Raw genomic sequence first — 24,583 nt, forward strand, 5'->3', positions numbered from 1 at the left:
TTAAAGAAGATTTACTACAAGTCTTTTTTCTAGTTAAGTTAAGCATACAGGAAATTAACATTTATTCAAGATATTTATATGCAATATTTATTTTTTTTATATTAAAGAGATATACATCACCTACTTAGCCAAGATAAATGCCTATTTTAGTTAGACATTTATCTCTCATAGGCCTATCTGACTCTTTAACTATATTTTTTATAAGCCAATGTAAGAAAACTACATTGGACTTGCACCTACAGGTTGAGCATTCGGATGTAAGATATGAAATTTATAGCCTTCCACAATGTTCTTTAATTGATTTTTTATGGCTGCATTTTTATCTTTATAAAAATGATTATTACGATTGTCACGAGGTTCTATATTGCTAAAAGTAAGCTTAGCTTGATGATCTTTAACTTCTATTTTCAAAATATAATTAAAGGAATCATCTGCGACCTTAATCATATTTCTGCTTAGACAGTCCATACAGTTATCAAATTTTAGCCCTGCATGTCCTTTAATTGTCAGTACTTTATTATTGTCATCTGCCTGAATAATTTTTCGACTTGAAACATAATCCACAACATTATTTCGCCAGTTTTTAGAAGCATCATAAATTTGCGTTTGGCTTAAACCTTTGAATTTAACAATTTCTGAAAAATACTCGTTTTTCTTTTCAGCAGGTTTTTCATCAACTTTATTAGGCAAAGAAAGACAACCTTGCATACTTAGTACGGCAAAACTTAATGTAGCAGCTAAAATTACTCTTCTCACGTAACGCTCACTTTTTAAAGAGACTAGAAGTTAGAACCTCCAAATTTACACTAGCACATCGAATAATTTGGTTTATATAAAGTTAAAAGTGCAGCACTTGATTGTCAGGTTCTATCAAGTGCTGCTAGGTTGAAATCATTGCTAAAGGATAATTTAGCTTGAATTTCCTATGGCTCTATCTTGAATATTTTCAGTTTTCTGGACGAGTCACAATGGGAAAACCATTGTTAGACTTTTTAAATAAAGAAAAGAACTTGCCAATTTTTAACGGATTGCCCTTTATTTCGCTGTCCTTAGAAAATAAAACTTTCGAAGCATCTACTTCACCGGTAATTAACTTTAAATATAAAAGTTTAGTCAACTTCAACGTTGGGCAGTTTGTTGGTAAACGATCACTATCATATTTATCAAAGAGCATGACCGAGTTTTCAATCCGTAATGAAAAATTTTCTTGTGTATCAGTCAATACTAAGTTCATACACTGATTTTCATTTTTTAAATTTTCAACATCCAGATTGGTTGCCATCGCTTCAAGAAATCGTTCAGTCGGCGTATGAATAAGTAAACCTAAACGACCAGAGGTATTCTTAACTGGAGTAACGCCTTGTAATTCTTGTGCACCCGATAAATAGAAATTACGCCAAGTCGCAGCTTCAGCGGAATATCCTAATTGTCGATAAGTTTTTGCCAGCAATTCTTTCGCTTGAAAATTCTTTGGGTTATTAAATACTAAATGTTTTAGAACTTCCGCAGCCCATCTGTATTCAGCCTTGTCATAAGCTTGCTGAGCATTTTTCAAAGCATTCGCCTCTCCACCTGCCAGTTCAATATATTTCTTTGCAGCATCTTTAGGTGGTAAAGGGTCTAAATTTGATGGGTTGGCATCAAACCAGCCCATGTAGTATTGATATACAGCCTTCGCATTATGTTTTAAGGTTCCATAATAGCCGTGAGCATATAGCTTTTGGTCTAACTCAGGCGGCAGTTTAATCTTCTCTGCAATTTCAGCACCATTTAAACCAGAGTTCATATAACGAACAGTTTGATCATGAATGAATTTATAGACATCTCTTTGTGTCTTAATAAAGTCTTGAATATTTTGTTGACCCCAAACTGGCCAATGATGTTGGGCAATAAAAACTTCTGAATTTTGGGTTTGCTCTAAAGCTTGGTTCAGATAACCGACCCATTTTAAAGTATCGCGTACTTTAGCCCCTCTTAGAGTGTAAAGATTATGTAGCGTATGGGAGAGAATCTCTGCGCCGTTATAAAGCTTAAGTGACGGAATCGAAAAAGTTAATTCTGACGGCGCTTCTGAACTTGGAACGTTATAAAATACAAAATCTAAACCATCGATATTCAATTTTTGTTCTTTCTGCGTAATCAACTGATTCGGTTCTAAAATTCCGATTTGTCCGACTGCTACCGCTTTACCTAAACCATTATCAACCAAACCTTCTGTATTTTTAGGTAAATATGTACCATACATATAGGTTGCTCGGCGAGTCATGGCTGGTCCTGCCATAATGTTCTCACTAGTCGCTTCTTCCATAAATCCTTCAGGAGCAACAATGGGTATCTTTCTTTGCTTCAATTCTTCAGCAGAGATAACGCCGAGAGCCCCACCAAAATGATCAATATGGCTATGCGTAAAAACAATCGCTGAAATTTTCTGGTCACCTAAATGCTGTCTTGCAAATTTAATAGCCGCTTCAGCAGTTTCCTTAGATGTTAACGTGTCAACAATGATCCAGCCTGTATTACCCTGAATGATGGTCATGTTTGCCAGATCAAAGCCTCGAACTTGCCAGACACGATCGGTAACCTTAAACAAACCAACATTATTATTTAATTTTGCTTGTCTCCACAGGCTTGGATTTACAGTATCGGGAGCTTGATCTTTAATAAAACTAAATGCATCAAAATCCCAAATCACATCTCCTTGCGCATTTTTTATTTGGCCAGTAGGTTTAGCGATAAAACCCTTTTCAGCATTCTTAAACTCATCAGCATCTTGTAGATTGTACTTACTACTGTAAGAGGCATTTGAGTCAATAACAGACTTCTCTACTTTATTTTCTGCAAATGCATTGAGCGACAAAATAGATAATAATGAGACCGTTAGTACTTTGATTTTCATAATATTTCCTTAATATTTTATATGCTTTTTATCCCTTAAAGATGGGGAATATTTTTATTGAATTAGAACTTTTTAGCGTACTAAAGAAAAAACCAATCTTTCATTAAAAGATTGGTTGATTTTCTTTATAGCTAGATTTTAAGAACAACCCTTTGTTTCAAAGGCGTCTTTAGAGGTGTAACGAATATCTGGTAAATAATCACCCATTACTGCTTTTTCTTCACCCGGTACTTTCACCTTCTGAACGGCGTGAGCAAAGGCATTATCAGGTAATAAATTACGCATAATAAATAAACCAAAGTCTGAGTGACCGAAAGCTTTACCATCTTCAGCTGTATAGCCTGAACCACGAGGACTTAGCTCAAGGAAATATACCCCACACTCTTCTCGTGCATTTGCTGGTCGATCTTCTGGTAACGAAGCAACTATGGTATAGAAACCGTCTTTATCTACTTTTTGAATATTTTCGTCATAGAGACAATAATTTGTCGCAGTTGAAATCACTTCATTTGTACAAATTGACCAATAACGTACATCTGTTTTTTGAACAAACTGATCATTATTAAAAGTTTTTTCTGTAGTTGGAACTTTACCTCGAAGTTCTATCACTTTACCTAATCGTCTACTTACCGCCGCATACACATATTCATTGTCAGGTGTAGCCCAATAACCCAGTTTAGGGGTGACCGCCAAACCTTCACATTTATCGATAGGCTGTTTTGTAATAGGGTCGAATTTATAGATACATTTGAAGCTATCTAGAGCACTAAAGGCTTTGTACCATTTTGGTTCCTGTTGTGCAGGAAAACCCTCATATCTATTTTGGTTAAATGCATCTACAGTATTTTTTAATGGCATTGTTGATATACGATCAATCGGTGCTTTTTTTACTTGTAGAACATTACAAACATCTTGACCCTTTTTAACTTCCCCATTTGCAAGTTGAACTTTAAATCGAGGGAAACTCACATTTCCTTTAATATCCATGTTTTTGTTAGGTACATATACACGATATAAAATGGCAACTTTGCCATCAACTGTTTTAGGGGCATACAACGTATTACTTAAAGGATTTGTTGGTAAATCTCCTAATTGCAATTGTGCAGAGTAGCTACGCGCTTTGCCCATACGGTTATTCCCAACTACAAACGGGTTGATTGAACCTTGATTTGGCAAAATAGCGGCATCTAATAATGAATTAACTCTCTCACCTTTTGCGGTATAGCTCACCAATGAAAAGTGACGTGAATAAGGATAATCCCCATCAATCATTACTTTTGCACCTTCTGGAACCGTAAATTCTGATGACCAATACGTTACATTAGAATCTGGGAAGGCATAATTTAACGGGTCTTCTCCCGTATGCTGTTTACTTGTTACAGAATCTTGCCACATGCAATCCGTTAACTCAGTATCTGGATTTACTGGCTTATTTCCCTGAGTAGAATCATCACTATCATTACACGCGCTCAAGCCCACAGAGCCAATAACCGTAAATAATATTGCAATCCTTAACTGATTAAATTTTTCCATAATACTTTTCCATCTTGACCAAGCGATAAAAACTCCATCTCTTGATCTCTTTGTTATATTTCTTAATCTCGAATTTTTTTCGAGACCTAATCCATTTAGATTAAAATAATAATCCAACTAGATTAAATATCAAGCTATTTTTATCAACCATGAAGAAAATTATTTTTTAAAATTAAATCAAATACTTATAAATATTTATTAAAATAACAACACTAGAGAAAAAGTTTGATCAATTCTGATTACACAAGTGAATAGAGTTCAAACCGTACTGTCTAAACTGGTTCTATAAAAATGTAGGGCGAGATGAAGCAATGCTTACTCAATAAAAGATAGGAAATTTTTTAGGTTTATTAATAAAAATGTTCTGCCTTAAAACGAATTCCTCCCTCAATATAATCTTTTAAATATTTAGCGAGTAGTTTATGGTCTTTAACCTCTGTTGGCCAAAAATGCTCAAGACCAATATCACTGATCACATTTAAAATAATATTAAAAGTAAAAAGTACTTTAAGTGAAATCGCATTAGGGTCTGCATCAGGTAAAGCTTGCTGTAATAAATCTACGGCTTTATTGGCAATAGGTACTAAAGTTTTTGCAACAATAACGCGCCCTTCATCTCCGGCACTAATCGTTTTAGAGAAAAATTTGATGTAATGAATTCCGTTATTCTGTAAAAGTATTTTTACCATGGGTTTCATTAGAGCATCTACAACATCAGAAACCTGTACATTATTAGATGAAATAGCATTTAATAACTCTAAACTATCAATAACATAAGGCTGCATGACATGATCTAATGCAGCCTCCACGAGTCCCCATTTTGACTTAAAGTGGTAATAAAGTGCTGATTTATTTGCAACTCCAGCAGTTTCATTAATTCTTTGTACCGATAGCGTTTCAATATTATTTTGTGAAAAAAGAATGATGGCTGCTTCTATCAATTTTTCTTTAGTTTGTTTACTCATTAGCTTCCACAGTACAAGTTAAAATTAATGGTGTTAACTTAAGAAAATATCCCCATTCTTAGGCATTAACCTTTAGAGAAAAAGAATAATCCATATAGATTAAATATCAAGTTGTTTTACTCTTAAATAAGCAAAAAATAGAAACTATTCTTACCAACTTTTGCGACCAGAAGTACTTATAAACTTATTTTAACTTCTCATTGTAATTGATATTTTTCAGAAAAAAACCAACTGCATATTCAACCCAAGAACTAATTTCACTATCCGATATGATGTAATTAGGATGTGTAAGACACTTAAGATGTGCATCACTTCGTAGTAATGCTAAAAATATATTCGCAGCAATATCTGAAGAAGAATTTAATTCAATTTCACCATTTTTAGCTGATTTTTCAAGATAACCCGCAATAATATTAGCAAGACGCTGTGGGCCAACTTGAAAGAATTTTTCAGATAACTCTGGAAACCTGACTGCTTCTGCAATACATACTCTAAAAAAAGCCAAACCCGAATGCGATAATATAAAACACAGATAGGTTTTCCCCATTTCAGTTAAAGCAGAACGTAGGTTTTCGGCTTTTGTCTCGACTAATATAATTTGCTCTTGCATGTTCGTGCATTGTCGTTCAATCACGGCAGCAAACATCACTTCTTTATTTTTATAACAGCCATACATGGTTGCTTTTGAAACACCCGCCTCTTTTTGAATCATATCTGTTGTGGTGCCACTAAAACCATGAGTCAGAAAAAATTTTGTTGCTGCATCCAGAATTTTTTGATCTTTTTCATTAGCTTTAGTTGAACCAGACATAGTGACCTTATAACAATTTTAGCGACTTCGTTTGTAGTGTAACTCATCGAAAAGTTCAAAATCGAGAATTGACGTAAATTTAATTAAAGAGTAGAGTACCGATCGGTACAGTTAATTGCAATATCTGCTACCTGCATAAATTTGTGTTTAAGATTTAAGGTAAAAGATGAATATACGCCCCCTCATCGGTTTGGCAGGTGCAATATTTGCTGCAATGACTGTCGAATTTAATAACCGCATCACCAGCATTACCTTAGCCGACATACGTGGAGCTATGGGAATTAGTGTTGACTCGGGTTATTGGGTCAACAGTATTTATGCCAGTGCCATGATTATTGGAATGATACTTTCCACCAGTTGGGCGGTCATTTTTTCTATGCGGAGAGTTCTTCTTTTTGCCATAGGGCTTTGCCTCTTCTCTAGTGTTTTAATTCCTTTTAGTCCAAATATCGAAATATTTTATTTATTACGCGCCCTACAAGGTCTAGCTAATGGTTTAACCATTCCTTTGCTCATGGCATGTGCGCTTAGATTTTTGGGGCCAGATATTCGACTATGGGGTCTAGCCTGCTACGCATTAACTGCGACTTTCTTTCCCAACTTAAGTGCTGCGCTTTCTGCCTTTTATTTAGATGTGATTGGCTGGAAGATGATTTTCTTTCAAACCATTCCGTTTTGTGCCTTAAGTGCTGCGTTGGTTTATTTTGGTATTCCTCAAGATCCTTTAAATTATTCAAGAATAAAAACTTACGATTGGACAGGCGCTATTTTAGCCATTATTAGCTTGGCAAGCCTGAGCACCATGTTATTACATGGCAATCATCTAGATTGGTTCCACTCTAAATTAATTTGTGTATTGGCTTTAACAAGTGCTATCACCTTACCGTTATTTTTCATACATGAATGGCGTTCTCCATCCCCATTAATTAAACCGCAAATGCTCGAAATACGAAATTTTGCTTATGCCATTTTTGCGCTGTTTTGCTTTGTGATTATTGGCATGTCGACAAGTACATTACCACTCAATTACCTGAGTGCTGTACACGGCTATAAACCCACCCAAACCATGTGGATTGGTTTACAAATTGCGGCATTGCAATTTATCTATATTCCCATTGTCGTTAAGCTTTTAAATCAAGCTTGGGTCGATAGTCGATATGTGCATGGCTTTGGTTTGCTTCTAGTAATTGCTGGCTGTTTAGGTGCAAGTCAACTCGACACCACATGGAATCAAGATCAATTTTATTTTTGGCACGCGATTTCATGTTTAGGGCAAACCTGCGTAGTGCTCTCGTTGCTCATGATGGGTACAAACAGCGTACATCCAACCATGGCGATTTACGCTTCACCGATGATTAATACCCCACGTGCCATTAGTGGCGTACTTGGTGTTTGTGTTTTGGATTGGGTGAACCGAGTACGCGGTGAATACCATTCAACACGACTGATTGAAAATACAGCCCAACATGTTTTCCAAAATATTCAAGGCCCTGTTATTAACCCTCTTACCCCACCTGTACTGACTGAAAATGGCGCAGAACGTGTTTCAGGTGGTTTATCAGCCCTAAATTCTGCGATTCAAGCGCAGCAATCTGTTTTAGTCATTAGCGATCAATATCTGATTTTAGCGGGATTGGCTGCGTTTTTATTGATCGTTATGCTGATTTTGTCCGTTAGAACTTATCCGCCACGCATTGCTCTCATTAAGTTAATGAATAGTCATAACTCAGGAAAATCTTTATGAGTACTCTCGAAGCCCAAGATACCACCAACCCCGAAGCACCCAAGTTAACAAAGGTGCAATATCTCAAAAAGCATTGGGTTATGGTTATCGCATTCATCATCGTTTTAGCATCCATTTTATGGGTTTTAAAACTCATATTTTTACCGTCTTCGATTGTTGAAACAGACGATGCGCGTGTAGATGTAGAGTACTCAACCATTGCCCCTAAAGTGTCTGGCAATATTGAAGAAATTTATATTAAAGATCATCAAACTGTAAAAAAAGGACAACTTTTAGCACGCATTGATGCACGTGATTATCAGGCTGCTTTGGCTGAAGCTGAATCTAATTATGCAAAAGCACAAGCCGACTTAAGCGAAGCAATGCTCGCAGTTGATAGACAACCGACTGTTATTCGAGAAACAGAAGCTCAGCTTAGAAAAGTAGAAGCAGGAATTACACTTACTAAAGACAACACGGCGCGTTATGAGCAGCTACAAGCTCTTGGGGCGGAATCTAGATTAATTACACAGCAGTCAAAAACCACATTGACCGAGCAATATGCTGACTTAGACAGTAGCAAAGAAAAAGTAATCGATGCGCAATATCAATTAAACCAATACAAGATTCAGGTACAAGCCAAACAAGCTGCTCTTAAACAGGCACAAGCAGCACTTGATAAAGCAAAACTGAATTTGAGCTATACAGAAGTTCGAGCGCCTATTGATGGCATGATTGGTCAGAAGTCTGCCAACGTCGGTAACTTTGTTGGCGCTGGTAATCCATTAATGGTTGTTGTGCCTTTAAATCAAGTCTACGTAGAAGCAAACTTTCGAGAAATTGAGTTAAAACAAATCAAAATCGGACAACCTGTTAATGTCTATGTCGATGCTTATAACGTTGAATTAAAAGGTGTGGTAGATAGCTTTTCACCATCTACGGGCGCATTTTTCTCACCAATTTCTGCAACCAATGCGACTGGTAACTTTACCAAAATCGTTCAGCGTCTTCCTTTACGCATCAAACTCGTTGAGAACCAACCGGATATCAAATTGTTGCGCCCTGGTTTATCTGTTTTAGTTTCGGTTGATACAACTCAGAAATAACTCACTTATATTTTGGGATAAGAGAAAAAAGAGACCATTTACGGTCTCTTATCCTCCAAGCAATCAAGTGTTAAGAAGAGTGTGATCAAATAAAATCATCCCGATATTTCTTTGGTGATTTACCAGTCCGAGATTTAAACCAAGTAATAAAAGCATTACTGGTATAAAAACCCAAAGATTTCGAAATTAGAGATATTTTAAAATTATTATTTTCCAAATAACTTTTTGCGAGATCAAATCTAACTTCATCTAAAATTTCACTATATTTACTATTCTCTTCAAGTAGTTTTCTACTTAATGTACGTACACTTATTCCTAATTTCTCCGCGATATATTCACGTGAAAAATTTCCACTTATATGCAACTGCTCATATAAAATAGAACGCACACCATTAGTAAACTCACTACTACCTACTGATTCTTTAATAATTAATTTTGCATAATTTTCAACATTTTCATACAACCTACGGTTTGCTGTTTTTAAAGGTAGTTTTAACGCATTCTTTGATAAAATAATTGCTGATTCAGGCTGGTTAAAATACACAGGGCATTTAAAAAAATTTCTATAGAAGATAACATCTTCAGCTTTTAAAATATCATGTTTAAAATGTATTGAATGTAAAACATTTTGTTCATTACTTTTTACGAGTTGAACAATACTAGCCCACCAAGCAATTTTATATTCCGTTGCATATTGTATAAATTTAGGACTGCCTAATAGGCATACCCATTCTAAGAAAATATAATTATCTTTTTCAGTCAAAAAAACCTTACCAATTCTACCATTTAACTCCCAATACTTTTCAAAAGTTTCTATGGCTTCCTCTAAGGATGAGCTAATTTCAATTAAATAACCTAACACCCCATTTGCTACAGAGTTATTTTTTTCAATAAATTTTAATATACTTAATGGATCATCTGAATTAGAAAATAAAAAAAGTATTATTTTTTCTAAATATTCAAATAAAACAAAAGAATTGGGATCTATCAATAGATTTTCATTTAAATTAATTTTATCTATTAACTCTTCACGGGTAATATTAAAAAAATCACAATTATCTAGTATATGATTAATTAACCCAACTCGAACTTTCCCATTTGTATTAATTTTTTCCTTCACTTTTACACCAATAAAACATATTAATATAAATAAATTTTAGTAAGAAACTTTGAGAAATATTTTGAAAGTCTTAATCACAAACTATCTCAGTAAAATATAAATTACTACTCTTCTAATCCTAAATTTATCATACACTAAACAATAACTTACATACAGAGTTAGCTTTTTCCATTTATTTTTTCAACTCTATTACAACAACTCCCGATAGCCTCTCTTGGAATACTATCCCCTTACTAAGCCTCTATTTCTAATTTATGCCATTTCATTTCTGCTTTAGGTCTATTTTTAAAAAATAACATTTAATATCAAATGGATATATATTTTTTATAAATTTCCATCAATTGAAAGTTACTTATAAAAAATATAGTTTACGTTAAAGATTTTCCAAATCCAGCTTAAGTTTTTACATTTGGGGAATTCCGAATAGATTAATTAAAGGAATAAATTATGTTCAATTTTGGATTGCCATCTATTTTTTTTAAAGTTATTTACTTCTTAAAAAATCATTTGAAGAAGAAAAATTATCGTTCAGGGCTTCCTCTTCTTTAAGGGATTGATTTGTAAATTAATTTAGGTCACCTATTTTAATGCAACGCTCTTCTATTACTAATTTCCTAATGATTAAGCTCAACATTACAGTAGCTAAAAGTTAGAGATATCACCTAATTATCAGGAACATATCATGCCCTTGACCACAAAATTACGCATGAGTACAGCTCTAATTTCCGCATTCGCCCTATCGACATTGGCACAAAATATTAATGCTCAAACTACAGCGATGACGGATGATACATTTTTAGCTCAAACTAAAGCCGAACACCCAAATCAAGAACCATCCATTACTCGCGCTAAACAAGAGTCATCCGCCCAACAACGATTAAATGTACTTAAACAGCGTTTTGGCCACGCTCCTAATATTATCGTTATTTTATTAGATGACGTTGGTTGGGGCGATCTTGGAGTATATGGTGGAGGGGTTTCTACTGGTGCTGCTACACCAAACATGGATCGTATGGCTAAAGATGGTCTACAGTTAATGAATGCCTATTCACAACCATCCTGCACACCCACCAGAGCTTCAATTTTAACTGGACAACTCCCCATCAGAACAGGACTATTACGTCCAATGCTACCTGGCGAAGGTGCTCATGAAAGAGGTATTAACCCCAATACAACCCTTCCCCAAAAACTCAAAGATGCTGGTTATGTAACGCAAGCAATAGGTAAATGGCATTTAGGTTCAACTAAAGAAGCTCAACCCCAAAATGTGGGCTTCGATCATTATTATGGAATTCTTACCTCATCTGACGATTATACGGCGTGGCGAGAACCTTGGCGTAATCCAGAGTTAATGCTGGATCCTGCTCGAAAAAAATGGGCTGCCGAAGGCGAAATAATGGCGATTGTTGAAGCGTCTAAAGGACAAGAGGCTAAAGCTGTTTTTCCTATAGATAATGATTCAATCCGTCTCGTGGATGAAAAACTAACAGATAAAGCAATTAGCTTTATTAATGATTCAAAAAATAGTAATAAGCCATTTTTCCTCTATATGGGCGCACGTTGCTGTCACAATGATAATTATCCCCATCCTGATTTTGTAGGCAAATCACTTGCTAAATATCCTTATAAAGATGCCTTAGTGGAAATTGACTATCGAATAGGACAGATTCGAAAAGCATTAGAAAAGTCAGGACAATCAGAGAATACGCTGATTATTTTAGCTAGTGATAATGGCCCATTTACAGAAGCTTTTCCAGATACAGGGGTCACCCCATTTCGTGGAGCAAAAGCGACTAGTTTTGAAGGAGGTGTCCGCGTTCCCGGTATTGCCGTCTGGCCTGGAGTAATAAAACCTGGACGTATATCAGAAGGGTTATTTGATCTGACAGATATTTACGCGACTGCCTTAGGCTTAGCTGGTGCAACGGATAGCATGCCAAGTGATCGCTATATGGATACTATCGATCAGTCATCATTCCTCGTTGCTGACGATGGAAAATCACGCCGTCGAGTCCAATATTATTGGGCAAATGATAATTTCATGGGTGTTCGCATTGCCGAATATAAATTATTAGTTAAAGAACAAAGCTTTAATATCCCTGATACATGGCCACAAGCGAGTCCTTTTCAGGGTACGGCTCAACCTTTGCTATACGGCGGTAAGATTTTCAACTTACTTATTGATCCGAAAGAAGAGCACGCAATGGCTCCTCTTAAGCAACCTCAAATTCCAGTTTTAAAAGAAGCTGTAATGAGGCACTTAGAAACCATGAAAAGATATAAGACTCCTGTGCCATTTAGATAATGAGTAAGACAGACCAACAACGAGCTATTAATAGATATTGATATGAATGATATGGTTTACCTCAATGGTGGTACGTTCCTAATGGGTTCAAACACCCATTACCCCGAAGAAGCCCCAGCACATCAGGTTAGTGTTTCTCCTTTTTGGATTGATAAAACACCTGTTACAAACCTGCAATTTAAACAATTTATTGAAGCAACCGGTTATATCACTTTTGCCGAACTCCCTCCTAATCCAAACGATTATCCGGGGGCTCCAGCTCACATGTTACAACCGGGTTCGTTACTATTTGTTCCCCCTTTAAAGCCAACTGATTTAACAGATTGGTCTTGGTGGAAATTTGAATTTGGAACGACATGGCGTAATCCACAAGGTCCTAGATCAACTATTCATGGTTTAGATGATCATCCTGTTGTTCATATTGCTTATTGCGATGCTTTGGCTTATGCCTCATGGCGTGGAAAATCACTACCCTCTGAAGCGGAATGGGAATATGCAGCTAGAGGAACTCTTGAAGGTTGTGAATTCGCGTGGGGTGATGAACTCACTCCTCTTGGCAAACATATGGCGAATACATGGCAAGGAGACTTTCCCTATGAAAATACAATGGAAGATGGTTATTCACGAACGTCTCCTGTAAAAACATTTCCCCCAAATGATTATGGGCTATATGACATGATTGGAAATGTATGGGAATGGACAGCAGATTTTTGGTCGCCAACCCACCAATTTAAATCGGTTTCACCTTGCTGTATACGACACAATCCACGCGGCGGTGCGAAAAATCAAAGTTATGACCCAGCAATGCCAGAGATTTCTATCCCTCGGCAAGTACTTAAAGGAGGTTCTCACCTCTGCGCCCCTAATTATTGTCGACGATACAGACCAGCTGCCAGACATCCGGAAGCTGTCGACACTTCTAGTAGTCATATAGGTTTTCGATGTGTCATCCGTGCATAACTGAAATATAAAAGTAAAAAATGAATAACTCACTAGGAGAAGGTTAAAAGAAAGAATTCATAAACACTGAATCAAGCATAAGTAATTAGCTTGGAATCACCATATTGATGATATTCATACAGCGTTCTAATAAAAAAAATTAATTAGAATGTTGTATGCCCCAAAAGGAATTTGAGGCTCTCATGTATTCACGCATTACTCGTTACTCGTTATTTATTTTAGCAACAACACCATTTATGAATACAGCATCTGCTGCTGCTTTGGATAGATCTGGGCAGCCAGTGACTGATTTTTTTCAAGATGGCACCTATGCTTCCCTTTCTTATAACTATGTTATTCCACAAATAAGTGGGCAAGATACTGGTCTAAGTTCTCATGGCAATTCACAGCATATTCCGAATATTACCAACAACTATTCATCCCTCAGAGGCGGATTAAAAACTGATTTAAATGAAAAGATTAGTGTTGGCCTTCTTTATGACCAACCCTTTAGTATAGATCTTCAACATCATGGCCAAAGTGATTTTGTTTCTCAGTCTGCAAATCACCTAGAACAAGGAACTAACGCTACGTTGAGTAGTCATAATTTGACAGGTTTAGTTGGCCTGAATATTAATGAATATTTAGGTATTTATGCAGGGCCTGCTATTGAAGAGATACAAGGTAAAGTACAATTACGTGGGCACATCTATAAAGGTATGGCAAATTACAATGCTGACCTAGACTCAGATTATGCTACTGGTTGGGTTGTAGGGTTAAATATCAAAAAGCCTGAATTAGGGTTAAAAGCTGCCCTGACCTATCGTTCAGAAATTAGACATAAAACTGAAGGCACAGAACAATTTAGCGCATTAAGTAATGATATTTACATTTCACCTGTAACATTTACGTCTCCAGAATCGGTTAATTTTGATTTTCAAACAGGTTTGAATAAAAAAACATTATTAACTGCAAATGTTCGTTGGGTACCATGGAAAGATTTCGAGTTAAAGCCTAGTAAATTAGCAGAGCGAACTGCACCAGCAAGTCCCGATCATACTGGGTTTCCATTAATTAGTTATGAGGAGAACCAATGGTCTGCACAAATTGGATTGGCTCGAAAAATGACTGAAAAGTTTGTCCTATCCACATCAATTAATTGGGACTCAGGCCTTGGAGACCCTGCAAATGCATTAGGTCCAATTAACGGTTATTGGGGAGTTGGACTTGGATTCCAATATCATTTTTTACCCGAATGGGCAATTTCATTTGGCGGCAAATATTTATGGCTCGGAGATGCTGAAGCTAAACGCCAAAATGGTGATATTGTTGGAAGATTTACAAATAACGACAGTATTGTTTTTGGATTAAAACTCTCTTATCAAAATAAATCTAATCATTAGCAATTCAGAAAGGACGGTATTTCCCCCGTCCTTTCATATGTAAAGCCTTTTAAATTAATCTAAATTCATGGCAACCGCTCTGGTTGCTTTACGCTTTCGCGTGACGAACAACCCGCAAGCGACCACCACTAAAGTTACACCCAAAGATAAAGTGGTTTCATAACTATAGGCTGGTGATAAAAACATATAACCTAAAACGGTCATATTGAAGACAATTCACAACCTAGAGGTAGTTGTAGTTTTACCCTACCTCCTCAGTAAAAATTGGCTTATTTCTTAGGATATGAACTCGTTCGGCAATGTATTCACACCGAATTTTGCTGATCGAATACATTTCGAGCGCTTTCAACCATTGGAAGCTTATCAATTGTCCATGCATGCAGTTGTCGCAAGGGTTGCTGCAATGTATTACCCAGAGGCGTGATTTCATATTGAACAGCGAGTGGAGATGAAATCACGTGACGGGAGATAAGTCCATTACGCTCCAAACGGCGAAGACACTGGGTTAGAGCCTTTTGTGTAACACCTTCCAGCCGACGCTTAATCGCATTAAAACGATGTGGTCCGTCATCTAAAACGGCTAATACCATCATCGACCACTTATCTGCAATCTGATCAAATAGAACTCTGCTTGGGCAATTTGATGAAAAGCACTGCGGTTCAATAACTAACATCGAATTTTCCATGAATCTCTCCGATCAACCACATACCAATATGGTACTAGGTGTAAATTTTATACCAATCTCAAAGCTTGAACAATAAGGTTTCAGCCTTCCTACTTAGCTAGTTGATTGAAGATTCCATCATAACTGCACAACGAGTAATTGCCACGAAATGCATGCAGAGATGGTTTACACGAGGATACCTAGGCTACTTAAAGTACCTAATTGACACTAGGTTTATAATGTATACCATTAAGCATCACACCTTTTTAAGAGTTTATTTGATGTCTGTTCTCAATAATTTCTTCCATCCACTTAAGCTTGCTTCAGGCATCACTCTTCGCAACCGTATAGTGATGTCACCTATGACAACTTGGTCCGGTACTGATGATTTTCAAATCTCGGACGAAGAGGAAGCCTATTACCGGCTCCGTGTTAAAGGTGTGGGCTTGGTCATTAGCGGCTGTGCCCAAGTTACACCCAATGGTATCGGGTTTACACATGAGTTTTCTGCTGCCGATGATAGTTATATTCCAAGCCTTAAACGACTCGCGGATGCTGCAAAAAGTGGTGGTGCACCAGCCATTCTTCAGCTATTTCATGCGGGCAACAAGGCTTTGCCTCAATTGATTCCCAATGCAGACGTAGTGAGCTCTAGCGCCATTATGACGAAAGCTACTCCCTTCATGGCACCACAGACACCTCGGGCACTAGCAGGCGATGAAGTCTTGGAAATAATCAAGGCATTCGGCGAGGCAGCACGACGCGGTATCGAAGCTGGCTTCGACGGGATAGAAGTACATGGCGCACACGGTTTTCTTTTGCAAAACTTCTTGTCGCCAGCTACTAATACGCGCAGTGATGAATGGGGCGGCTCATTGGAAAACCGCATGCGGTTTCCATTAGCAGTCATTGCAGAGATCAAGCGCGTCGTAGCACAGCATGCTGACCGTCCATTTGCCATCGGTGTTCGCCTTTCTCCCGAAGAGACAGGAGATGAAGGATACCGCATTAATCAAACTCTTACTTTTATTGATCAGTTGTTGGACCTTGGGATTGATTATATCCACGTCTCTTTGGCTAACCTGTTGACTGACCGCCCTATCGACGATCCAACTGGGCCATCCATCATCAACCACATTCTTGATCGAGTGGACAATCGCGTGCCTGTCTTAGCCGCTGGTGGTATCCTCACACCAGATCAAGCCAAGCAAGCACTAGATACTGGACTGTCTATGGTTGCGATTGGACGCGGATTGATTATCAATCCAGACTGGGTTGATAGCCTTAGAGAAGGACAAGAAATAGTTGTCGAACTTGATCCAACTAAAGTAAATGCTCTCAATATCCCAGAGAAGCTATGGACCATCATTCAAAGCATGCCCGGCTGGATTCCTTTGAAGCAATAAGTCACTAGTAACATTAAGGCCGCGTATTTGCTTGACCACCGCCCCGAATTTATAATTCTTATCATTTATAATAGCTCGATAGATATTTCTCTATCGAGCAGCCTATCGATGTCTATTGCAGACAATTTACAACCTAAAGTAATTATGTATTCTTAGATTTACAGGTGCGATGATTGCGTTATTCTTAGGAAGAAAGCCGAAGATATAAAAGCATTTTCTGATATATCTTGAGTATGAAAAAAGAGACCTAAAGTCTCTTTTTTTAATTAATCTAAATTCATGGCAACCGCTCTGGTTGCTTTACGCTTTCGCGTGACGAACAACCCGCAAGCGACCACCACTAAAGTTACACCCAAAGATAAAGTGGTTTCATAACTATAGGCTGGTGATAAGAACATATAACCTAAAACGGTCATAATGACTAAAATCACAAACCAAGTTAACCATGGGAACAACCACATTTTAAAAGATACAGCTGTACCCTGTTTTTCCCATTTATGTCTTAAACGTAATTGTGAAAATGCAATCACCAAATATACCAGTAACGCAATTGAGCCTGTGGTTGAGAGCAAGAACCCAAAGACTTGGCCCGGAAACATATAGTTAACCGCGCAGCAGACCACACCAACCAAAGTAGATAAAAACACAGCCGAAGTCGGTACGCCTGCTCCATTAATTTTTGTCACAACTCTCGGGGCTTCCTGACGTGTACCTAAAGCAAATAACATGCGAGATGAGGTGTAAACTGCAGCATTCATACAGCTTGCAACTGCAATAAAAACGACAGCATCCATAATCAGTTTAGTTTCAGGAACATTCAGGCTCATTAACACAAACTGAAAGGTGCCAAATTTTTGTAAGTCTGGTGAACGCCAATCAACCAAAGCAACTGCAAGAAAAATAGAAACAACAAAGAATAAAATAATTCGGTAGAGCACCAAATTGGTCGCACGTTTAATTTTTTCTTCGGGATTTTTAGATTCTGCCGCTGCAATAGAAAGAATTTCTATTCCAAAAAATGAAAATGCCGAGATTAAAATTGCTGATAAAACACCGCCCATACCATGTGGCATAAAACCACCATTTGAAAATAGATTGCCGACACCACTCACATTTTTTGCTAAAGGCCACATTCCAAATACAGCCATTGCCCCAATGATAATGAACACTACAATCGCAACGACTTTAATGAGGGCAAACCAAAACTCAAACTCACCAAAACTTTTGGTACTAAAAAAATTGGCTAAGCTGAGTAAAATAATAAAAGCGAATGCATAAACGGCACTGGAAATTTGTGGGAACCAAGCATGCAAAATTTCAGCCCCTGCAATCGCTTCAATGGGAATAACCAGTACCCAAAACCACCAATATAACCACCCGATGGTAAACCCAGCCCAAGGGCCGATTGCTTTACGGGCATATGTAGAAAATGAACCTGTATCTGGTTGTGCTACGGCCATTTCGCCCAGCATGCGCATGACCAGAAAAACTAAAATACTTGTAATTATATAAGCGAGTACGGCGGCTGGGCCTGCTTTTGCAATTGCTGCAGAAGAGCCTACAAATAAACCTGCACCAATAACGCCACCAATACTGATCATGGTGACATGTCGATTAGAAAGTCCTTCACCTAATTTTGTTGTTTTATCATTGTTCATATTCGATTCCTTCAAATTGACAAACTGATTTTAAAACCGTCTTAAAATGTACTTCTCCAACTAGTACTAAACAAAAAAGGGAAAATCAGAGTTTTCCCTTTTATTCATCAGTTTAATGTAGGCATAGCGAATTGTTTGGATTCACGGACTTGCGTCGAAGGCCAACGTTGCGTAATGGTTTTACGGCGTGTATAAAAACGCACACCATCTGGCCCATACGCATATAAATCACCAAACAATGAACGTTTCCAACCACCAAAGCTATGATAAGCAACTGGCACAGGTAATGGCACATTGACCCCGACCATCCCGACTTGAATATTGCTAGTAAAATAACGTGCTGCTTCACCATCACGAGTGTAGATACACGTTCCATTACCATATTCATGGTCATTAATCAGTTGCATTGCATCTTGCATAGTTTGTACACGAATGACCTGTAAAACAGGACCAAATATTTCTTGCTGGTAACTTGTCATGTCTGGTGAAACTTGGTCAATTAAAGTTGGCCCAACAAAAAAACCGTTTTCATAACCTGTCGGCTTTGCATCACGACCATCCACAACAATTTTAGCACCTTGTTGCTCGGCACTTTGAATAAAAGCTTGTACTTTATCTTTATGTGCTTGCGTAATGAGCGGTCCGAAGTCATTACGCTCATCTGCATAGTGACCAAACTTTAATTGCTTCATTTCTTGTTTTAATTTTTCAATCACAAGATCTGCAACTTCATCTCCAATGGCAACAGCAACTGATAACGCCATACAACGCTCGCCCGATGAGCCAAATGCCGCGCCTAACAAAGAAGTCACCACATTATCAATATCTGCATCTGGCATAATAATGGCGTGATTTTTGGCCCCGCCTAAAGCTTGGCAGCGCTTACCACTCGCCGTTGCAGTACGGTAAATGTACTCTGCAATTGGGGTCGATCCGACAAAACTAACCGCTTGAATTTTTGGATGATGCAATAATGCATCAACAGCGTCTTTATCACCATTTACAACATTGAAAACACCATCAGGCAATCCAGCTTGTTTTAATAGTTCAGCTAGAAATAACGCAGCCGACGGCGCTTTTTCTGAAGGCTTTAAAATAAAGCAGTTACCGCAAACAATCGCCATTGGGAACATCCACAACGGAACCATCGCAGGAAAGTTAAAAGGAGTAATCCCAGCAACCACGCCTAATGGTTGAAATTCGCTCCATGAGTCAATATCTGGACCCACATTTTTCGAATATTCACCTTTTAAAAACTCAGGCGCGCCACATGCATATTCAACATTTTCAATGCCGCGCTGTAATTCACCTTTTGCATCGTGACAAATTTTCCCGTGTTCTTCACCAATCAGCTGGCAAAGCTTGTCAGCATTTTCTTCAAGTAATTGCTTAAATTTGAACATCACACGTGCGCGTTTAATCACTGGTGTATCGCGCCATGCTGGAAAAGCCTGCTCTGCAATTTGAACCACTTGGTTGACTAACTCGGCATCTGCAAGTGCAACTTCTTTGGTGATTTCACCTGTCGCAGGGTTATAAACAGGCTGTTTCTTGATGGTTTTAGTTACGAGTCCACCATCAATAAAATGCCCGACTACTTTAACGGCTTGCTGACTTGAATCTGTGTCTGTGTTGGCAATCGCGTTGCTGTCAAAATTCTCTAAAGTGTTCATCTTTATTCCTTGTATCTATTCATCTTTTCCAATTAAGTTTTAAGTCGATCAGTGTTATTTGACTTGATAAATTGCCTCGCCCACGGCATTCATGAGTCGTTGTAACTCTGCCTCTGTGCTATTAAACATTGGGCCAAACTGAAGCGTGTCGCCGCCAAAACGGACATAGAAACCTACTTTCCAAAGTTGCATACCAATTTCAAAACCACGAATCGTTGCATCACCATCACGCGGTGCTAATTGCACAGCACCAATCAGCCCACAGTTGCGTATATCAAGAATGTTTGGAGCGCCTTTTAACTCGTGTAAAAGTTTTTCAAAGCTTGGAGCCAATGCAGCGGATTGATGAATTAAATTTTTCTTTTCTAAAACATCGAGCGTTGCTAAAGCAGCCGCACAAGCTACTGGATGCGCCGAATAGGTATAACCATGGGTAAACTCGACTGCATGTTCAGGTAAATCTTGCTGCATAAAAGCGTCATAAATTTCATGGCTTGCGACCACACCACCAAGTGGAATAGCACCGTTGGTAATTTGTTTGGCAAAATTTAAAATATCTGGCGTAACATCAAAATATTCTGAAGCCGTCCATTTACCCATTCGCCCAAAACCAGTAATGACTTCATCAAAAATCAGCAAGATATCGTGTTGATCGCAGATTTCTCTTAAGCGTTTTAAATAACCAGTCGGCGGCACAATACAACCTGCCGAACCAGAAACGGGTTCTACAATGACTGCGGCAATATTTGAAGCATCATGTAGCTCAATTAACTTAAGCATTTCATTGGCAAGCTCTACACCACCTGTTTCAGCACAGCCTTTGGTAAAACTTAAATCTGGCTGTAAGGTATGCGGTAAATGGTCTACATCCATGAGCTGACCAAACATTTTACGGTTACCGCCAATACCGCCAAGACTCGTTCCCGCAACGTTTACACCATGGTAGCCACGTGCGCGCCCAATCAGCTTGGTTTTGCTTGGTTTGCCTTTAATGCGCCAATAGGCACGCGCCATTTTAATTGCGGTATCGGCAGACTCTGAACCTGAGTCGGTAAAGAACACATGCTGCAATTTTTCAGGCATATGTTGAATAATTCGTTCAGCCAATTGAAACGACAAAGGATGACCAAACTGAAATGCTGGAGAGTAATCCAGCTTTGCCAATTGAGTACTTACGGCTTGCTGAATTTCTGGAAGCGTATGTCCTGCACCACAAGTCCAAAGGCCCGACAAAGAGTCGTAGACTTCGCGGCCTGCGCTATCAATTAAATAAGATCCTTTAGCACCAACAATCATGCGCGGATCTTTATGAAAATTACGATTTGCAGAAAATGGCATCCAATGCGCGTGATAATTTAAGCTCATCTGAGCATTTGATTGAATGGTTTCCGAGGCAGAGTCGCCATCAGTTAATTTGTCGATATCAAACATAATCACTCTTCTTGTTTTGAGGTTATTTTTTGAGTGTACATAGCGATATAGTTTTGATAAATTCAAATTATCTTGAGTTTAGATTTAAAAAAACGAAACTAAATGAAACCCAAAAAATTAAATCAAGTGACTGATTTTGATATTAAATTACTTAAAATATTTAAAACAGTTTGTGACTGCCATAGTTTTACATCTGCCGAAAGTATTCTTGGCATTAGCCGTTCTGCCATTAGTCTGCATATGAGTGATTTAGAAAATCGTCTGGGCATTCGGCTATGCCAGCGTGGCCGTGCAGGGTTTGCATTGACTGATGAAGGACGGGAAATTTTAGAATATATAGAAGTGCTCACCGCATCTATCGAAGACTTTCGCTCTAAAGTTAATCAAATGCATAACCGTCTAAAGGGAGAATTTAATATAGGTATTATTAACAACCTTGTGACCATGCCAAGCGGCTACATTACCAATACGCTGGCACAACTCGCCGAAGAACATTCCGAAGTCATTATTAATATTAGTATGAGCACACTTTCAGATATTGAATGCCGTGTGCTAGACAACCGTTTACATGCTGGAGCAATTCCCCTTGTTACCCCTTTGTCTGGTCTAGATTATTTTGATTTATATAGTGAAAGTTCATTTTTGTATTGCGGTAAAAACCATCCACTGTTCAACCAATGTAGCAACCTCAATTTAGATAAGTTAAAAACCTGGCAAGCCGTACTCCCCAATTATGCCATCACTCCAGAAGCAGCAAAGTTGCACCAGCTTTTAGAGTGTAAAGCGACTGCAAGTGACCGTGAAGGAATTGCATTTTTGATTTTAACCGGAAAGTTTTTGGGTTTTTTACCCGACCACTATGCAAAAAAATGGGTGGAAGATGGCTTTATGCAGCCAATTTCAAAGGAAAAAATGCATTACAGCACCCCAATTTGTTTAATTACCCATAAAGGCAAAAACCACAATATTATTTTAAAAACTTTTATGGATATGCTTGAGAAGCGGATTGTTGGGAGTTAAAAATATTTTATTGAACAAAGCCCATTTTAAATGGGCTTCGTTCAATAAGATAAATATATTTAAGAGCTTAATTCCAAATTTTCTAAATGATAAACTTTAAATTAATCTTGCATGTTAATACCATTAGAAGAAAAAAAAGAATGAAAACATAAAGAAACTACCGAGTCCTATTGCTACCCAGGATATTAGCTTAGATATAAAACTATTTTCTCTAAAAAAGAATGGTAAAGTCCATTTTTCAATATCTATTTTTCTCAACCATGATAAATACCAAGGAAAAGTTAATGCGAATATAAGAGAACTTATTAACACACTAACAAAGGAAGTCCATTTATAAAATTCAGACCCGCTCATCTTAAAAAACAATATCCAAAAAATCACTTCTAGAGTACATAGCAAAACGCATAAGTAAACATAAAATTTACTCTTCGGATTAGTGATAAAAATCGGTGTCAGTATCCAAATTGGATATATAAAACCGAACATAAGTCTAAAACCATATAAGTCATGCTTACCATCTAATAAATAATATCTAGGAAATACTATTACATAATAAATAAAAAATAGAATAACACTTAAATATTTCACTCGATCGGCATCATTACAATCAAGGTTTCCCATCATACTCTTAAATATAAAATACCCAACAAAATAAGTAATATAAAAATTAATTAGATAAATTATTGAAGAGTAATAGCTTTCAAAGTTAATAAGCCCATACCAAAGTAAAGATAATGTCCAAACCAACCCAAAAATAAAGAAACCTTTAACAATAATAACAATTGGAGATTTCTTTATAATAATTGATGAATTAATCATGGTTTACAGCCTTGTGCTATTGTATATCCCATTTCTATACAACCATATTTTACACGGCTATTATAATCCAATAAGTTAACAGGATTATTACGAAATTTCGTAGGCACCCAAGTTTGAAGTACCCATAATTTAGAATTTTTAAAATACTTTTCATGTATAGGTTGCAATAGTTTTTGCTCTTGTTGCATTTGACCAATATTCCAAGCAACTATATCGGTTACTTTACCATCATAAAGCTGTTTGAAATTGTTGTAGCCAGCTTTCATCAATGAATAACCAGCCTCAGACCTCCAGTTATAAACATCACTTAAATTGACAGACCCCCCAGAAGTTATCGTGCCAAAAACACCACCTAGTGCAAAGGTTACTCCTGAATATGCTCCTTCCGCCCCCAAGCCAACAAAAGCGGCCCGTGAAGTTTCATTAGCAACCCTAAACCATTCAGCTCCCGTTTTAGCATACATGGCACTGAAAAAATCAGCTCTTAAATCAATATCATCTATCATGCTATACCAGTTATTAGTATCTTTAAATATATTTTTTAGTACGAGCTCTCTACTCCGAATCTGATCAGCTTTTAAATTAACCATTGCTGAAGAATTTATTCCATAAATTTGGTTAAAGTCACTACCTGCATAGTCTAAGGCAGCTTGTAGCATATTATTGCAATCTTGACTTCGAGCCGCATTATTACAAACTGTTGCAAGTTCAATATCATTAGTTTTAGAAAGATTTTGATAATTTTGAACAATATTATCGCAGTTTGATGAAGATGCTTTGCATTTCGTCAAATCTGCAACAAATTTCGCTTTACTATAATGTGTTAAATAATTGTTCTGTATAGCAATATCAGCAGAATTGGCTGCTGTATTTACATCATAGCCAGCATAAGCAGAGACTACACCAGCAACGACTTTCCCCATATTTTTAATTTTTACTTTTTCCTCATCATTATATTCAATTCCATTGATAGGCTTAGGCATTAGACTTGCAACAATTTCCCCAACTCCGGCTCCTATTGCGCCTGCTTCACAGCTTGCTTTTGTAGCAGCTGCGGCAGCACACCCAGCTGCGGCATGAGCAATCTTATGTATTGTATATTGTAATATT

At 37.5% G+C, this 24,583-nt stretch carries 19 protein-coding genes and 1 pseudogene; 7 read left to right on the forward strand and 13 right to left on the reverse strand.

The window, feature by feature from the left end:
• Nucleotides 1–219 precede the first annotated feature (219 nt).
• From ACLBWE_RS02170 to ACLBWE_RS02190, 5 genes are all read right to left on the reverse strand, one after another.
• Nucleotides 220–756, reverse strand: a complete 537-nt coding sequence (locus ACLBWE_RS02170) for a DUF4468 domain-containing protein (RefSeq protein ID WP_447600915.1) — start codon at nt 754–756, stop codon at nt 220–222.
• Between the two features lie 190 nt (nt 757–946).
• Nucleotides 947–2,896, reverse strand: a complete 1,950-nt coding sequence (locus ACLBWE_RS02175; RefSeq protein WP_447600917.1) for an alkyl/aryl-sulfatase — start codon at nt 2,894–2,896, stop codon at nt 947–949.
• A 138-nt stretch (nt 2,897–3,034) separates the two neighbouring features.
• Complete coding sequence (locus ACLBWE_RS02180; RefSeq protein WP_447600919.1) at nt 3,035–4,429, reverse strand: hypothetical protein; 1,395 nt, start codon at nt 4,427–4,429, stop codon at nt 3,035–3,037.
• Between the two features lie 350 nt (nt 4,430–4,779).
• Nucleotides 4,780–5,394, reverse strand: a complete 615-nt coding sequence (locus ACLBWE_RS02185) for a TetR/AcrR family transcriptional regulator (RefSeq protein ID WP_447600921.1) — start codon at nt 5,392–5,394, stop codon at nt 4,780–4,782.
• A 184-nt stretch (nt 5,395–5,578) separates the two neighbouring features.
• Entirely contained in the window at nt 5,579–6,205 is a 627-nt protein-coding gene (locus ACLBWE_RS02190) for a TetR/AcrR family transcriptional regulator (RefSeq protein WP_447600923.1), read from the reverse strand.
• A gap of 166 nt (nt 6,206–6,371) precedes the next feature.
• Here ACLBWE_RS02190 and ACLBWE_RS02195 point away from each other — a divergent pair, with 166 nt between their 5' ends.
• Together ACLBWE_RS02195 and ACLBWE_RS02200 are read left to right on the forward strand one after the other, a co-directional pair.
• A complete protein-coding gene (locus ACLBWE_RS02195; RefSeq protein WP_447600925.1) occupies nt 6,372–7,949 on the forward strand; it encodes an MFS transporter in 1,578 nt (525 codons plus the stop codon).
• Nucleotides 7,946–9,034: an HlyD family secretion protein gene (locus ACLBWE_RS02200; RefSeq protein WP_447600927.1), complete on the forward strand. Its 1,089-nt coding sequence runs from the start codon at nt 7,946–7,948 to the stop codon at nt 9,032–9,034. Before ACLBWE_RS02195 ends, ACLBWE_RS02200 begins: the two co-directional genes overlap by 4 nt.
• Before the next feature lie 85 nt (nt 9,035–9,119).
• Here the strand turns inward: ACLBWE_RS02200 and ACLBWE_RS02205 are convergent, their stop codons facing one another.
• Entirely contained in the window at nt 9,120–10,154 is a 1,035-nt protein-coding gene (locus tag ACLBWE_RS02205) for an AraC family transcriptional regulator ligand-binding domain-containing protein (protein ID WP_447600929.1), read from the reverse strand.
• Between the two features lie 682 nt (nt 10,155–10,836).
• Here ACLBWE_RS02205 and ACLBWE_RS02210 point away from each other — a divergent pair.
• The 3 genes from ACLBWE_RS02210 (at nt 10,837) to ACLBWE_RS02220 (ending at nt 14,801) form a co-directional block, all read left to right on the forward strand.
• Entirely contained in the window at nt 10,837–12,459 is a 1,623-nt protein-coding gene (locus ACLBWE_RS02210; RefSeq protein WP_447600931.1) for an arylsulfatase, read from the forward strand.
• Between the two features lie 42 nt (nt 12,460–12,501).
• On the forward strand, nt 12,502–13,419 hold the full coding sequence (locus ACLBWE_RS02215; protein WP_447600933.1) for a formylglycine-generating enzyme family protein: 918 nt from the start codon (nt 12,502–12,504) through the stop codon (nt 13,417–13,419).
• A 182-nt stretch (nt 13,420–13,601) separates the two neighbouring features.
• Nucleotides 13,602–14,801 carry an OmpP1/FadL family transporter gene (locus ACLBWE_RS02220; protein ID WP_447600935.1) on the forward strand — a complete coding sequence of 400 codons (1,200 nt, stop codon included), beginning with the start codon at nt 13,602–13,604 and terminating at the stop codon, nt 14,799–14,801.
• Between the two features lie 54 nt (nt 14,802–14,855).
• Here the strand turns inward: ACLBWE_RS02220 and ACLBWE_RS02225 are convergent.
• A pseudogene (locus ACLBWE_RS02225) lies at nt 14,856–14,999 on the reverse strand (GABA permease); the annotation flags it as partial.
• Between the two features lie 107 nt (nt 15,000–15,106).
• The gene (locus tag ACLBWE_RS02230) at nt 15,107–15,487 is read right to left on the reverse strand and encodes a winged helix-turn-helix transcriptional regulator (RefSeq protein WP_004642892.1); all 381 of its coding nucleotides are present in this window, start codon (nt 15,485–15,487) and stop codon (nt 15,107–15,109) included.
• Between the two features lie 260 nt (nt 15,488–15,747).
• Here ACLBWE_RS02230 and ACLBWE_RS02235 point away from each other — a divergent pair, with 260 nt between their 5' ends.
• On the forward strand, nt 15,748–16,872 hold the full coding sequence (locus ACLBWE_RS02235) for an NADH-dependent flavin oxidoreductase (RefSeq protein WP_447600976.1): 1,125 nt from the start codon (nt 15,748–15,750) through the stop codon (nt 16,870–16,872).
• A gap of 266 nt (nt 16,873–17,138) precedes the next feature.
• Here ACLBWE_RS02235 and ACLBWE_RS02240 read toward each other — a convergent pair whose 3' ends face one another.
• The 3 genes from ACLBWE_RS02240 to ACLBWE_RS02250 all read right to left on the reverse strand — a co-directional run bounded on the left by ACLBWE_RS02240 (nt 17,139) and on the right by ACLBWE_RS02250 (nt 21,640).
• Entirely contained in the window at nt 17,139–18,530 is a 1,392-nt protein-coding gene (locus ACLBWE_RS02240) for an amino acid permease (RefSeq protein WP_447600938.1), read from the reverse strand.
• 107 nt (nt 18,531–18,637) lie between these two features.
• Nucleotides 18,638–20,203 carry a CoA-acylating methylmalonate-semialdehyde dehydrogenase gene (locus tag ACLBWE_RS02245; protein ID WP_447600940.1) on the reverse strand — a complete coding sequence of 522 codons (1,566 nt, stop codon included), beginning with the start codon at nt 20,201–20,203 and terminating at the stop codon, nt 18,638–18,640.
• A 54-nt stretch (nt 20,204–20,257) separates the two neighbouring features.
• Nucleotides 20,258–21,640: an aminotransferase class III-fold pyridoxal phosphate-dependent enzyme gene (locus tag ACLBWE_RS02250; protein WP_447600942.1), complete on the reverse strand. Its 1,383-nt coding sequence runs from the start codon at nt 21,638–21,640 to the stop codon at nt 20,258–20,260.
• Between the two features lie 96 nt (nt 21,641–21,736).
• On the opposite strand from ACLBWE_RS02250, the gene ACLBWE_RS02255 reads away from it, so the two are divergent.
• Entirely contained in the window at nt 21,737–22,654 is a 918-nt protein-coding gene (locus ACLBWE_RS02255) for a LysR family transcriptional regulator (protein WP_447600944.1), read from the forward strand.
• A gap of 123 nt (nt 22,655–22,777) precedes the next feature.
• Here ACLBWE_RS02255 and ACLBWE_RS02260 read toward each other — a convergent pair whose 3' ends face one another.
• Together ACLBWE_RS02260 and ACLBWE_RS02265 are read right to left on the reverse strand one after the other, a co-directional pair.
• The gene (locus tag ACLBWE_RS02260; RefSeq protein ID WP_447600946.1) at nt 22,778–23,473 is read right to left on the reverse strand and encodes a hypothetical protein; all 696 of its coding nucleotides are present in this window, start codon (nt 23,471–23,473) and stop codon (nt 22,778–22,780) included.
• On the reverse strand, nt 23,470–24,583 hold a 1,114-nt coding region (locus ACLBWE_RS02265), incomplete at its 5' end, for a VENN motif pre-toxin domain-containing protein (RefSeq protein ID WP_447600948.1). The genes ACLBWE_RS02260 and ACLBWE_RS02265, both read right to left, overlap by 4 nt.

Source organism: Acinetobacter sp. M5A5_2a (assembly GCF_053345265.1).